This window comes from Pseudomonas sp. VMV1 (assembly GCF_056790235.1).
Genome location: NZ_JBXGSE010000001.1, coordinates 177,612 through 190,078, shown reverse-complemented (window position 1 = coordinate 190,078; position 12,467 = coordinate 177,612). Strand labels below are relative to the sequence as shown.

The 12,467-nt window shown below is 65.5% G+C and carries 13 protein-coding genes and 1 pseudogene; 8 read left to right on the top strand and 6 right to left on the bottom strand.

Annotation, left to right across the window (positions count from 1 at the left end; all coding sequences use genetic code 11):
• Positions 1–197 precede the first annotated feature (197 nt).
• The gene (gene acs, locus ACUCV0_RS00860; protein WP_059313969.1) at positions 198–2,156 is read right to left on the bottom strand and encodes an acetate--CoA ligase; all 1,959 of its coding nucleotides are present in this window, start codon (positions 2,154–2,156) and stop codon (positions 198–200) included.
• A 163-nt stretch (positions 2,157–2,319) separates the two neighbouring features.
• Here acs and ACUCV0_RS00855 point away from each other — a divergent pair, with 163 nt between their 5' ends.
• Positions 2,320–2,670, top strand: coding sequence for a 4a-hydroxytetrahydrobiopterin dehydratase (locus ACUCV0_RS00855; RefSeq protein WP_482211786.1), 351 nt, complete (start codon positions 2,320–2,322; stop codon positions 2,668–2,670).
• Positions 2,671–2,699: 29 nt separating this feature from the next.
• Here the strand turns inward: ACUCV0_RS00855 and ACUCV0_RS00850 are convergent, their stop codons facing one another.
• On the bottom strand, positions 2,700–3,113 hold the full coding sequence (locus ACUCV0_RS00850; protein WP_271654161.1) for a VOC family protein: 414 nt from the start codon (positions 3,111–3,113) through the stop codon (positions 2,700–2,702).
• Positions 3,114–3,238: 125 nt separating this feature from the next.
• Between ACUCV0_RS00850 and ACUCV0_RS00845 the strand changes: the two genes are divergently transcribed.
• Together ACUCV0_RS00845 and ACUCV0_RS00840 are read left to right on the top strand one after the other, a co-directional pair.
• Complete coding sequence (locus ACUCV0_RS00845; RefSeq protein WP_059316831.1) at positions 3,239–3,463, top strand: hypothetical protein; 225 nt, start codon at positions 3,239–3,241, stop codon at positions 3,461–3,463.
• Between the two features lie 2 nt (positions 3,464–3,465).
• A complete protein-coding gene (locus tag ACUCV0_RS00840; RefSeq protein WP_271654160.1) occupies positions 3,466–3,918 on the top strand; it encodes a GNAT family N-acetyltransferase in 453 nt (150 codons plus the stop codon).
• Here the strand turns inward: ACUCV0_RS00840 and ACUCV0_RS00835 are convergent.
• Positions 3,915–4,127 (bottom strand): DUF3820 family protein, encoded by a 213-nt coding sequence (locus ACUCV0_RS00835; protein WP_042136137.1) that lies wholly within the window; start codon positions 4,125–4,127, stop codon positions 3,915–3,917. The two genes, ACUCV0_RS00840 and ACUCV0_RS00835, sit on opposite strands and share 4 nt — an antisense overlap.
• Positions 4,128–4,249: 122 nt before the next feature.
• Here ACUCV0_RS00835 and ACUCV0_RS00830 point away from each other — a divergent pair, with 122 nt between their 5' ends.
• The 3 genes and pseudogenes from ACUCV0_RS00830 to ACUCV0_RS00820 all read left to right on the top strand — a co-directional run bounded on the left by ACUCV0_RS00830 (position 4,250) and on the right by ACUCV0_RS00820 (position 7,223).
• Complete coding sequence (locus ACUCV0_RS00830; RefSeq protein WP_059313965.1) at positions 4,250–5,059, top strand: SDR family NAD(P)-dependent oxidoreductase; 810 nt, start codon at positions 4,250–4,252, stop codon at positions 5,057–5,059.
• Between the two features lie 535 nt (positions 5,060–5,594).
• Positions 5,595–6,362, top strand: a pseudogene (locus ACUCV0_RS00825) (MCP four helix bundle domain-containing protein); the annotation flags it as partial.
• A complete protein-coding gene (locus tag ACUCV0_RS00820; protein WP_423815236.1) occupies positions 6,357–7,223 on the top strand; it encodes a methyl-accepting chemotaxis protein in 867 nt (288 codons plus the stop codon). The pseudogene ACUCV0_RS00825 and the gene ACUCV0_RS00820, both read left to right, overlap by 6 nt.
• 41 nt (positions 7,224–7,264) lie before the next feature.
• On the opposite strand, the gene ACUCV0_RS00815 is transcribed toward ACUCV0_RS00820, so the two are convergent.
• A complete protein-coding gene (locus ACUCV0_RS00815; RefSeq protein ID WP_434775999.1) occupies positions 7,265–7,456 on the bottom strand; it encodes a hypothetical protein in 192 nt (63 codons plus the stop codon).
• A gap of 193 nt (positions 7,457–7,649) precedes the next feature.
• Here ACUCV0_RS00815 and ACUCV0_RS00810 point away from each other — a divergent pair, with 193 nt between their 5' ends.
• Positions 7,650–8,342, top strand: coding sequence for an aspartate/glutamate racemase family protein (locus ACUCV0_RS00810; RefSeq protein WP_482211785.1), 693 nt, complete (start codon positions 7,650–7,652; stop codon positions 8,340–8,342).
• Here the strand turns inward: ACUCV0_RS00810 and ACUCV0_RS00805 are convergent.
• Complete coding sequence (locus ACUCV0_RS00805) at positions 8,339–9,655, bottom strand: leucine-rich repeat-containing protein kinase family protein (RefSeq protein ID WP_482211784.1); 1,317 nt, start codon at positions 9,653–9,655, stop codon at positions 8,339–8,341. The genes ACUCV0_RS00810 and ACUCV0_RS00805 overlap by 4 nt on opposite strands.
• A 74-nt stretch (positions 9,656–9,729) precedes the next feature.
• Positions 9,730–10,407 carry a haloacid dehalogenase type II gene (locus ACUCV0_RS00800; protein ID WP_482211783.1) on the bottom strand — a complete coding sequence of 226 codons (678 nt, stop codon included), beginning with the start codon at positions 10,405–10,407 and terminating at the stop codon, positions 9,730–9,732.
• 234 nt (positions 10,408–10,641) lie between these two features.
• On the opposite strand from ACUCV0_RS00800, the gene ACUCV0_RS00795 reads away from it, so the two are divergent.
• Positions 10,642–12,399, top strand: a complete 1,758-nt coding sequence (locus ACUCV0_RS00795) for a putative bifunctional diguanylate cyclase/phosphodiesterase (protein ID WP_482211782.1) — start codon at positions 10,642–10,644, stop codon at positions 12,397–12,399.
• The last annotated feature ends 68 nt before the right edge of the window (positions 12,400–12,467 follow it).

Sequence of the window (12,467 nt, the reverse complement as noted above, 5' to 3'; positions counted from 1 at the left end):
TACGCCGGAGTGGTGCCCCTGTCCTGGCCTTTGCCACCGGTAGCGGACCGATGTGCGCTCCGGTCCGCCGGCTGGCGCGATTCTAGCCCCGGCTGACCGGCCAGGGCTTTTACCTTGGCGACAAGTCCTTATAGGGACGCCCAAAAGAAACCGCCCGCGACCGGTGACGATCGCGGGCGGTTGGCGAGGCGGATGGATCAGGCCACGGCCTGGCTCATCTGCTGATGGGTACCGACCAGGTGTTGCACCACGCCCGGGTCGGCCAGGGTGGAGATGTCACCGAGGGAGTCATACTCACCCACGGCGATCTTGCGCAGGATGCGCCTCATGATCTTGCCGGAACGGGTCTTGGGCAGACCGGGCGCCCACTGGATGACGTCGGGCGTTGCGATGGGCCCGATCTCCTTGCGTACCCACTGCTTGAGCTCCTGGCGCAGCGCCTCGCTGCCCTCCTCGCCCTGGTTGAGGGTGACGTAGACATAGATGCCCTGGCCCTTGAGGTCATGGGGCATGCCCACTACCGCCGCTTCGGCGACCTTGGCATGGGCGACCAGGGCACTCTCGATCTCGGCGGTGCCCATGCGATGGCCGGAGACGTTGAGCACGTCATCGACGCGACCGGTGATCCAGTAGTAGCCATCTTCGTCGCGGCGGGCGCCGTCACCGGTGAAGTACATGCCCTTGAAGGTCTTGAAATAGGTGTCGACGAAGCGGTCATGGTCGCCATAGATGGAGCGCGACTGGCCCGGCCAGGAGTCGAGGATCACCAGGTTGCCTTCCACGGCGCCGTCGAGCAGGTTGCCCTCGTTGTCCACCAATGCCGGCTGGATGCCGAAGAACGGGCGGGTCGCCGAACCGGGTTTCTGGCCAATGGCGCCCGGCAGCGGACTGATGAGGATGCCGCCGGTCTCGGTCTGCCACCAGGTGTCGACGATGGGGCAGCGCTCCTGGCCCACGGTCTTGTAGTACCAGTGCCAGGCCTCAGGGTTGATGGGCTCGCCCACCGACCCGAGCAGGCGCAGGCTGCTGCCGTCGACGCCCTGCATGGCCGCATCGCCCTGGGCCATCATGGCGCGGATGGCGGTGGGCGCGGTGTAGAGGATGTTGACCTGGTGCTTGTCCACCACCTGGCCCATACGGGTGACGTCAGGGTAGTTGGGCACGCCCTCGAACAGCAGGGTGGTGGCGCCATTGGCCAGGGGGCCGTAGACGATGTAGCTGTGGCCGGTGATCCAGCCGACGTCGGCGGTGCACCAGTAGACCTCGCCGGGGCGATAGTCGAAGACCCGCTCGTGGGTCAGGGCGGCATAGGTCAGGTAGCCACCGGTGGTGTGCAGGATGCCCTTGGGCTTGCCGGTGGAGCCGGAGGTATAGAGGATGAACAGCGGCGCCTCGGCGGACATCTCCTTGGGCTCGCAGTGTTCCGGGGCCACCGAGGTGATGTCTTCATACCAGACGTCACGGTGGCGGTGCCAGGCGATGTCGGCGCCGGTGCGCTTGCAGACGATCACCTTGCGCACCGAATAGGTGGCCGGGTTGGTCAGGGCCTCGTCGACGTTGGCCTTGAGCGGGATCTTGCGACCGCCGCGCACGCCTTCGTCGGCGGTGATGACCAGCTTGGACTGGCAGTCGCTGATGCGGCCGGCCAGGGATTCAGGGGAGAAACCGCCAAACACCACCGAGTGCACCGCGCCAATGCGGGCGCAGGCCAGCATGGCGACCACGGCCTCGGGAATCATCGGCATGTAGATGGTCACCACGTCGCCGCGATGGATGTCCTGGCCGCGCAGGGCGTTGGCCAGCTGGCAGACCTCGCGATGCAGTTCGCGGTAGGTGATGTGACGGCTGTCGGCCGGATCGTCGCCTTCCCAGATGATGGCGGTCTGGTCGCCACGGGTTTCCAGGTGGCGGTCCAGGCAGTTGTAGGAGGCGTTCAGGGTGCCGTCGGCGAACCACTGGATGTCGACCCGATGATCGTCGAAGGAGGTCTGCTTGACCCGGCTGAAGGGCTTGATCCAGTCCAGGCGCTGGGCCTGCTCGCGCCAGAAGCCATCGGGGTTGAGGATGGACTGCTGGTACAGGCGACGATAGGTGACTTCATCGGTCAGGGTCCGGGAAGCGACTTCCGCGCGGACCGGGTAGAAAGCGGCACTCATGGGACGATCTCCTCGGCGGGAAACTGTTGTTCTTGTTACCTTCCGTTGTACGGCGCGCACCGGTTTCGGGCCATTCGACCATGGTCGGACGGGACGCCATAGGCTGACCGGCGGGTCTGGTACCCTTCCGCTTTCGTGACTTTCTTCCCTCAAGGAGCGCCCCATGGCCAATCTCGCCCAGTCCCATTGCGTCCCCTGCCGCTCCAGTGAGCCGGCCTTGAACGAGGCCGCCAGCGCCGAACTGCTCAAGGCCGTCCCGGGGTGGACGCTGGTGGAACGCGAGGGGGTTCCGCGGCTGGAGCGCCGCTACGCCTTCGGCAACTTTCTCGAAGCCCTGGACTTCACCAATCGGGTCGGCCGGGAGGCCCAGGACGAGGATCATCACCCGGCCCTGCTCACCGAATGGGGCGCGGTGACGGTGAGCTGGTGGACGCACAACATCGGCGGCCTGCACCGCAACGACTTCATCATGGCGGCCCGCACCGACGCGGTCGCCCTGTCGGCCAGCGTCTAGCCGCTGGATCGACGACTCAAGGCACGGCCCTAGTCGCAGGCGGCGGTCAGCCCCTCGGCATGGACGAAGCACAGCTTGTTGCCTTCCGGGTCGCGGCAATAGGCGGCGTAGAAGTCCGGGCCATACCCTGGCCGTACCCCGGGCGCGCCCTCGTCGCTGCCGCCCAGCTGCAGCGCCCGGTGCCAGGCCGCTTCCACTGCCGCTGGTGACGGTGCGGCAAAACTCACCTGCACGCCGTTGCCCCAGGAGGCCGGCAGGCCATTGAACGGCAACTGCACATAGAATTGCGGCCACTCTCGACCTGGCCGCTGCCAGCCACACCCGGGCGGGCCACCGTCGTCTTCGGCCGGCATCCGTACCAGACCGAGTTCGTGCAACACGCCGTCGTAAAAATCGATCAGGCGCTCCAGATCACGCGCGCCTACCTGTACATGACTGAACATGCGGCTCTGCTCCTGCGACAAGGGTCATCAGGTCACGTTAGACCAGTACGCCGCGGCTGCCTATCGGCTCGACAAGCCCGGTCCGGGCGGTTAGCGTGGCGGCCTTTGCCTTTGACGACATGCCCATGAACCTGCGCAACCTTCCCCGCCTGACCAAGATCGGCCTGGTCTTCTTTATCCTCGGCCTGCTGGGCGTGGCCTTCGCCCTCTATGGCCTCTATCAGGGCCCACGGCCCGCCGAGCCAGGCGCCATGCGCAGCCTGCTGTTTGCCGCCGGCCTGCAACTGACCGGCTACGTGCTGCTCAACCGCAATCGCTTCCGCATGCTGTCCGGCCGGCGCAAGGACTGACCATGGCCATCCAGTGGACCTGCCGTGCTGCCCCGACACTGACCACCGCCGAGCTCTATGCCGCCCTGGTGCTGCGCGCCCGGGTCTTCGTGGTGGAGCAGCAATGCGTCTATCCCGATCCCGACGGCCTGGATCTGACGGAAGACGTCTGGCACCTGTTCGGTTGGCAGGATGGCGAACTGCTCGCCTATCTCCGGCTGCTCGGCGCGGTGCGTGACGAGGCGGTGATCGGCAGGGTGATCGTGGCGCCGGAAGGCCGGGGCAGCGGTCTGGGTCATCAGTTGCTGGAAGAGGCCCTGCGGGTCTGCGCCGGGCGCTGGCCCGGGCGTCCGCTGTTCCTCTCCGCCCAGGCCCACCTGCAGGCCTACTATGGCCGCTACGGCTTCACGCCCTGCTCAGGGGTGTATGACGAGGATGGGATTCCTCATATCGATATGCGCCGTGTGGCGGACTAGCGTCGCCGCAGCGGATCGAGCAGCGGCTTGAGGCCGTTGTGGTCGATCTCCTGCATCAGCGCCAACAGCCGCCCCAGTTCGCCGGGCGGAAAGCCGCTGCGGGCGAACCAGTTGAGGTAGTGACCCGGCAGATCGGCCAGCAGACGGCCGGCGTACTTGCCATAGGGCATGGTCCAGGTCACCAGGGCTTCCAGATCCGCGGGCTGCATCGCTTGTCTCCTCTACACGGCGTGGCGATTATGCCATGCCGGTTCGGGTTACCCGTCGGTTGCGGGGAGCGCCACGCCTCCGCGACGATCCCAGCTACAACAGGTCTGCAGAGGATTTCAGCATGAGCAATGTTACCCGGCCACTGGCCGCCGTTACCGGTGCCTCCAGCGGCATCGGCTTCGAATTGGCCAAGCAGCTGGCCCGCCATGGCCATGATCTGCTGCTGGTTTCCCGTGGCGATGGCCTCGATGCCGCCGAGCGGGAGCTGCGCGCCCTGGGAGTCAAGGTCTGGAGCCATGCGGCCGACCTGCGCACCGCCGTGGGCGTGGAAGAGACCTATAGATTCCTGCGCCGCCAAGGGCGGCCGCTGGACGTCGTGGTGCTCAACGCCGGGGTTGGCCTCGGCGGCGCCTTCGTCGGCCAGACACGCCTGGAAGACGAGATGGCGCTGATCCAGCTCAATGTGATGTCCACCGTGCACCTGGCCAAGCTGGTCTTGCCGGACATGGTCGCCGCCGGTCGCGGCCGGGTGCTCTTTACCTCGTCCATCTCGGCCACGGCGCCGATTCCTTTCGAGGCGGTCTACGGTGCCTCCAAGGCGTTCATCAATTCCTTCGCCTTCGCCGTGCGCAACGAACTCAAGGACAGCGGCGTGACCCTCACGGTGCTCATGCCCGGCCAGACCGATACCAACTTCTTCCACCGTGCCGGCGAGGACGACACCAGCGTCGGCGCCGGTCCCAAGAACGATCCGGTACAGGTCGCGGCCCAGGGCTATGCCGCCCTGATGCAAGGCCTGGATCATGTCTACGGCGGTGGGCCCGAGGTCCAACATGAGGGCGAGGTGCTCAATCGCGTCGAGAGCGAAGCCCAGAAGGCCGAACGCCACCGCGCCTGGTCGGAACCCGGGTCGGCACAGAAGGACGACTGAGAACCGGTTTTCAACTGGCATCGGGCCCAAGCGGCCCGATGCCAGGACAAGGGCCTTCGAAACCTGCATCACCACCCCGCGCTCACGTCGCCTACCTCCGGTTATTTCATCATTGCTATTTCTTTGGGCGCCGGTAGTTAACTTAGCCCTTTAACTTCCTGGCGTTTTGATTGAAGCAAAACATCCATACCGGACTATTTAAATTATTTCGGACCATTAAGTCCGAAATGCAGGACCACGTTATCCAGTTATTTTCCTTATTAGTACCATCTTGAGGTGCAATAGCTACCCTCCGCTCGGACGCCAACCAAAGATCCCATGTCGTATAGGAATGCCTTATTACATCCCAAAATGCCTCTCAGGCTGATAGAGCGGAAAAATAGCGCCATAAGATTGACTAAACAAAAAGAGAAGATGCAAAGCTATCGCGCTACCGATCAAGCGCAGATTCAGCTTATTCATCGGCCACCTGATTCAAGTTCCATTGTTTTTTGAAACATTGCCGCCAGTCATTTCCAGCAATTAGGAGCGGTTAATGTCATTAAGGAATCTGAAAATAGGTAGCAGAGCGCTGCTGTGCTTTACCAGTTTCGCGGTCTTGCTGATTGGCCTCGGGCTATTCAGCCTGAACCAGATCGGCAAGCTTCGGGAGAGCGAGCAACAGATCGAGCATGGCAGCCTGGGCGGCACCAGAATCGCAGCCGAACTCGAGTCCGCCATCCTGCAGATTCGCCTGGAAACCCTGAGATTCGTCACGACCACCGACAGCAACGTGAGTCAGACCAGTCAGGCCCAGCTCAAGCAGGAGCTGGAGCGCTTCGGCAAGGCGCTGGAAAGCTATCAAAGCGTGGTCGGCAGCGACAAGGAAGCCGGCATCTATCAGGAATTGCGCCAACTCATCGCCCCCTGGCGTACGGCCCTGGACGAGGTGCTGCGGCGCTCGGCCAGCGAAGGCACCGACGCTGCCCGAAGCTATCTGAACCAGACCTTCCGTCCGCTCAACGAGCCGGTGCTGGCCAAGGTTCAGGGCCTCATCAAGGTCAATCGCGAGCAGGCCACCGAGATCGGCAAGGAAGCGACCAGCCTCTATGAGCAGAGCCTCACCTATGTGACCGCTACCATGGTCCTGGCACTGGTCATGACCCTGCTGATCGCCTGGCGCTTCACCCAGAGCCTGGTGGTGCCGGTTCGCCGCAGCATGGCAGTGGCCGAAAGCATCGCCAATGGCGACCTCATGCAATCCTGGCATGACCAGGGCCGCGACGAGATCCACCAACTGAGCCTGAGCTTCGAGCGGATGCGCAGCAATCTGGTGCAGACCCTGCAGCAGATCAGCGATTCCGCCATCCAGCTGGCGTCGGCCGCCACCGAGATGCACGCAGTGACCGAAGACGCCAATCGGGGCCTGAATCAGCAGAATCAGGAAATCGAACAGGCCGCCACCGCCGTCAACCAGATGACCGCGGCGGTGGAAGAAGTCGCCCGCAACGCCGAGAGCACCTCGACCGAGGCGCGTGATTCCGATACCGCCTCGCGCCAGGGTCGCGCCAGCGTCGAGCAGACCGTGCATGCCATCGAGGCGCTCAATGGCAACGTCACCGACAGCAGCCAGCAAATCCAGCAACTGGCAAACGATGTCGGCAACATCACCACCGTATTGGAGGTGATCCGCGGGGTGGCCGAACAGACCAACCTGCTGGCCCTCAACGCCGCCATCGAAGCCGCGCGTGCCGGTGATGCGGGTCGGGGCTTCGCCGTGGTGGCCGACGAGGTACGGGCGCTGGCGCAACGGACTCAACAATCGACCCAGGAGATCGAAGCCGTCATCAGCCAGGTGCAGCGCGGCAGCAGCGAGGCGGTCAGCACCATGAATGCCACCGCCGGTCTCGCCCAGCGCACCCTGAACCTGGCGCGGGATTCGGAACAGTCGCTGGCGGTCATCACCAGCGCGGTGACCGGTATCACCGAACGCACCACCCTGATCGCCACCGCTGCCGAAGAACAGGCCCATGTGGCCCGGGAAGTGGACCGGGCGCTGGTGACCATCCGCGACCTCTCGGTACAGAGCGCCGCCGGTGCCAGCCAGACCGCCACGGCCAGCAGCGAACTCTCGCAACTGGCGGTGCAGATGAATCAGCTGGTGGGTCGTTTCAAGGTGGCCTAAGCGAGGCGTCCGTCGGCCTCCAGGCTGGCGGACGGCTTGCCCTAGTCGATCGGCTTGGCTCCAGGCATGCCGCATTTGGCGAACTTGCCCTGGGCGTCCTTGCATCGCGCGGCCTTGGCCTTGGTCGTGTCGCACTTGACGAACTTGCCCTGGGCACCCCGACAGGGCGCCGCCTGGACACTGGCAGACGCGAAGAGCGTCAGGGCTACCGCGGTGAACAGTGCCTTGAGCATGACGATCACCTCCAGGGCCGACAGTGGCCTTTGGCAAGCATAGCGAAGGGTGGCGCCGTCGCCAGTCGCCGACTCGCTTGCCGCCTGGCGGTCGCACGCCCCACTGTACCGCTCCATCCAAGCGCCACTGCCTCTCTTCATCTGTCCCGCTCGCCAGGCAAGATGGCCTCTTTGGCCACCGCGAGAAAAATCCATGCGTACCCTGGGTCTGCTAGGCGGCATGAGCTGGGAGAGTTCGGCTCACTACTATCGCATCCTCAACGAAGAGGTCCGGCGACGGCTGGGCGGTAGCCATTCGGCCGCCTGTCTCTTGCTATCGGTGGATTTCGCCGAGATCGCCGCCCTGCAGCATGCGGGTGACTGGACGACGCTGGGTCAGCGCCTGCAAGACCATGCACGGCAACTGGCCGCCGGCGGGGCCGAGGCCCTGGTGCTCTGCACCAACACCATGCACTGCCTGGCGGCGGAACTCGAGGCGGCCACCCCGCTGCCGCTGTTGCACATCGCCGACCCCACGGGTGCGGCGATCCGTGCCCAGGGCCTCGAGACCATCGGCCTGCTGGGTACCGCCTTCACCATGGAACAGGCCTTCTATCGCGAGCGCCTGACGGAGCGTTTTGGCCTGGAGGTACGGGTACCCGAGCTGGCAGGGCGCCAGACCGTGCACCGCATCATCTACGAGGAGCTGGTGCGGGGTGAGGTACGCGCGGAATCACGGGAAGCCTACCGCGCGGTCATCGGCGAGCTGGTCGCCCAGGGCGCCGAGGGCATCGTGCTCGGCTGCACGGAGATCATGCTGCTGGTGGACCAGAGCGACAGTGCGGTGCCGCTGTTCGACACCACCCGGCTGCACGCCCTGGCTGCCGTGGACTGGGCGCTAGGCTAGGTGTCGGCCCGACCCTGCAGGAGACGCGCCACGTCCGCCAGCAGCGGGCGCGCATCCAGCGTGCTCTGCTGGCACTCCTCGGCCAGGGCCGCCAGGGCCGGATCGACCGGTTCACTGCACCGCGCCAGCCATTCGTCCAGCAGGATGCCAAAGGCGCGACTCTCGAAGCGCTGCAGCCGGGCGGCCTGCGCGGTGTCGTCGGGCAGCAGGGAGGCACCGCCGAAGTCACCCAGCAGGCAGCGCGCGCCGCCATCCCAGAGGATGTTGTGGGCATAGAAGTCACCATGGACCAAGCCGTGGCCATGCAGGTGCGCCAGGGCGCTGGCCATGCCGCCCGCCATCTCGCGTACGGCGGCGGCGGTAAAGCGGGTGTCTTCCGGATAGACGTCACGGCTGCAGGTGGTGAAGCTGGGCGGACCGGCCAGATTGCCGAAGGCCGGTTCCACCAGTTCCAGCACCAAGCCGCTGCGCTGCTCGGGATGATCGGCCAGATCGCCCAGGGCGCCGATCAGCCAGGGATGGGTACCGGCACTGAGACTGGCGGCGCTTTCGCTCTCCGGGGTGCCGTCACTGGTCATGCTGCCCTTGAACAGCTTGACCGCCACCTCGCGCGGGCCCTCGGGCGACTGCCAGCACGCCTGGTGAATGATGCCTGAGGCGCCCTCCCCCAGCCGCTCGCCAAGCTGCAGATCGCGCCAGGCGATGCGTTGCTGCTGGGCCGCCTGGGCCCGCACCGCCTGTTCGCGGGCGGCGCCGAGGGGGTTGTCGCCATAGGCCAGCCAGGTCAGCCGCGGCAGGTCGAGAATGGCCGGCGGCAGCGCCGCGAAGCGATTCGCCGACAGGCGCAGGAGCTCCAACTGGTGCAGCTCGGCCATGCTCGCCGGCAATGCCTCCAGCTGGTTGCCCGCCAACATCAGTTTTTGCAGCGCCGGCCGCTCGCCCAAGGCGGTCGGCAGGGTAGCGATACGGTTGTCGGTCAGGATCAACCAGCGCAACCGCGGCGGCAGTGCGGCCGCGCTCACCTGCTCCAGCTCACAGGCCTTGAAGCCGATCATCTCCAGGTTGGGCAGCGTGCCCAGCACCTCGGGCAATTCGGTGAAGGGATTTCCCGAGCAGAAGAGAATGCGCAACCGGTGCAGCCGACCCAGGTCGGCCGGCAGGCGGGTCAGCCGGTTGCCGGACAGGTCAAGGATTTCCAGGCTGTCGGCCAGGGCATAGATCTCTTCGGGAAACTCGGTCAGGTCGGCGCGCAGGGTCAGCCGCGTGGCCCCCGCCAGTTCGCCGGCACGCAGCCGGGCTAGGGTATCCGTCATGGCAAAGCGACTCTCACTGTCTTGAAAAACCGGCACCTGGCCGGTGATGGCGCGGACGTTAGCACGCCAGGCCGCTAGCCGCGGCCCTCATGCGCCAGAATGCGCGCCACTGCCTCTCTCAGGTCGCTTCCGGTCACCACGGGTGGTGCCAGGGGATTGGCCACCTGGTCGGGGCGCCGCTGCACGAGGGCGCCCTTGAAGCCGGCGGCCTGGGCCCCGGCGATGTCCCAGGCGTGGACGGCGACCAGCCACAGACGCTCGGCCGGCTGCCCCAGGCTGGCGGCGGCCTGGCGATAGGTGGCAGTGGCCGGCTTGCTGGCGCCGGCGTCCTCGGCGGAAAGAATGGTGGAGAAGGCGTCGCTCAGGCCGACGTGCTCAAGCTGTGCCTGGGTGGCGGCGCGGGCGTTGTTGGAGAAGGCGATACAGTGCACGCCCTGCTCCCGGGCGAAGTCGAGTCCAGGTCTGACGTCGGGATGGGCGGGTAAGGCTTTCAGCGCCGCGGCCACCCGCTGCTTGTCGGACGCGGTCAGCGAACGCCCGAGCCGCTCGCCGACCATGTCCAGCGCCGCCTGGCCCTGGGCCTCGAAGGGCGCATGGCGGCCACAGAGTTCGGCCGTCATGGCATTCTGCAGGGTCTGGGCGAACCACAGTTCACGGCTATGGGGATCGCCGAACAGCTCGCTGAACAGGCCATCCAGCGCGGACAGGTCGAGCACGGTCTCGTTGATGTCGAACAGGCAGGTGAGGGTCATGAGGGATACTCGGCGGCGAATGTCTCTTCGACCAGGGCTCGCGATTGAGGTGCAGCCGCGCTAAGGTTTTACACTGGCAGGAAAGATTAAAAGCCTAAAGTCTTACGATTTCTCGCCGATACCTCAGTCGACCTGCCTCTCGCTTGCCGTCCCCGCCCGGCTCGAGTGGCAACAGTTTTCCCAAGATGCGCTTGCTGCCCGTACAAGGCTCATCGACCCGCCCGAGATAGCCCGATGGCCGATTTCCTGCAGTATGAAGATGATCGCCTCAACGCCCTGCACGCCCTGGAGTTGCTCGACTCGGCGCCAGCGGAGGAATTCGATCGCCTTTGCGAGCTGGTCGCCAGCAGCTTCAACGTACCGACCGCGCTGATCAGCCTGGTGGATCGCGACCGTCAGTGGTTCAAGGCACGGGTCGGCTTCGACCTGCCGCAGATGCCGAGAGAGGACGCCTTCTGCGCCCATACCATCCAGGCGGCGGACGGCCGGATGGAGATCAACGATGCTCGTTGCGATGCGCGCTTCAGCCATAACCCGCTGGTGGTGCTCGCCCCCCATGTGCGCTTCTATGCGGGTTCGACCCTGGTCACCGAGGGCGGCTATGCCATCGGTAGCCTGTGCATTCTCGACAGCCAGCCACGGGAACTGAACGCGACGGAACGCAAGCGGCTGGACGACTTCGCCGCCCAGGTGATGAGGCTGATCGCCTTGCGCCAGCACCTGCGCCGACGCGACCCGGTCAGCGGCTTGCCCAACCGCCAGCAGTTCCAGGCGGATGTCGCCCAACTGGCCGAACTCCGTCCCGGCGAGTTGCGTCTGCTGGTGCTGGTGGACCCCCTGGAAACCCAGTGGAAGGACCAACTGGTCCTGGCCCAGGGCATGTGGCCCTTCGAGACCTTCCTGCGCTGCCTGGCCCTCCGGCTGTGCGACGCCCTGAGCGAGCGGGCCAAGGTCTATCACGTGGATACCAGGCGATTCGCCTTCCTGCTGCCCGCGGACTGCGACTATCCACCCCTGCTGGACGCCCTGATCACCCAGCTGAGGACGCCGGTCCAAGCCGACCGGATTCCCATCGACCCACCGGTGAAGGCCGGCGTGGTGCCCTTCGTGCTGACGCCAGGCGAGGTGCGCGACCTGCTGCGCAAGGGCCTGGTGGCCGTCGACCAGGCGGCCCTGAGCCCGCGCCACTGGGGACTCTACGAGCGACCGCAGGATCAGGCCTTCCAGCGGATCTTCCAGCTGGTGCGGCAACTTCCCGAAGCCCTCGAACGCGGCGACTTCAGCCTGGCCTTCCAGCCACGCCTGGCCTTGCCCGACCGCACCCTGTGCAGTGCAGAGGCCTTGCTGCGCTGGACTCACCCGCAACTCGGCCCCATCGCGCCCGGCGACTTCATCCCGGCGATCGAGAAGACCGCGCTGATCCACAGCGTCACGCGCTGGGTGATCCGCACCGCCATCGCCCAGCTGGCGCGCTGGGACAGTGACTACCAGGGGCGGCTGTCGCTCAACCTGTCGCCCCGGGATTTCGACGAGGGCGACCTGGTGGCGCTGCTGCGCGAGACCTGCCAGCGCCAAGGTGTGGACCCGCGGCGGCTGGAAGTCGAGATCACCGAAGGTGAATGGCTCAGGCGTAATCCGGAAGCCATCGCCCAATTGCACGACCTGCGTGCCCTGGGACTGAACATCGCCATCGACGACTTCGGCAGCGGGTACAGCAATTTCGCCTACCTCTACGAATTACCGGTCACCAGCGTCAAGCTCGACCGCTCGTTGATCCATGACCTGCCCAGCGACCCGCGCAAGCAGGAGGTGGTCAGGGCATTGCTGGCGCTGATCGGCAAGCTGGGCTATCGCAGCGTCGCCGAAGGCATAGAGACGGAAGACGTGCTGACCTTTCTGCAAGACGCCGGCTGTGACGAGGTCCAGGGCTATCTGCTGGCCCGGCCCATGGCCCTGCCCGCCTTCGAGGCCTGGTACGCCGAGCAGGGTTAAGTCGAAAGGACGAGGCCATTTGACTGACAAATTCATTCCAGGCTCTACACTGGTTCAGGTCGTAGTTT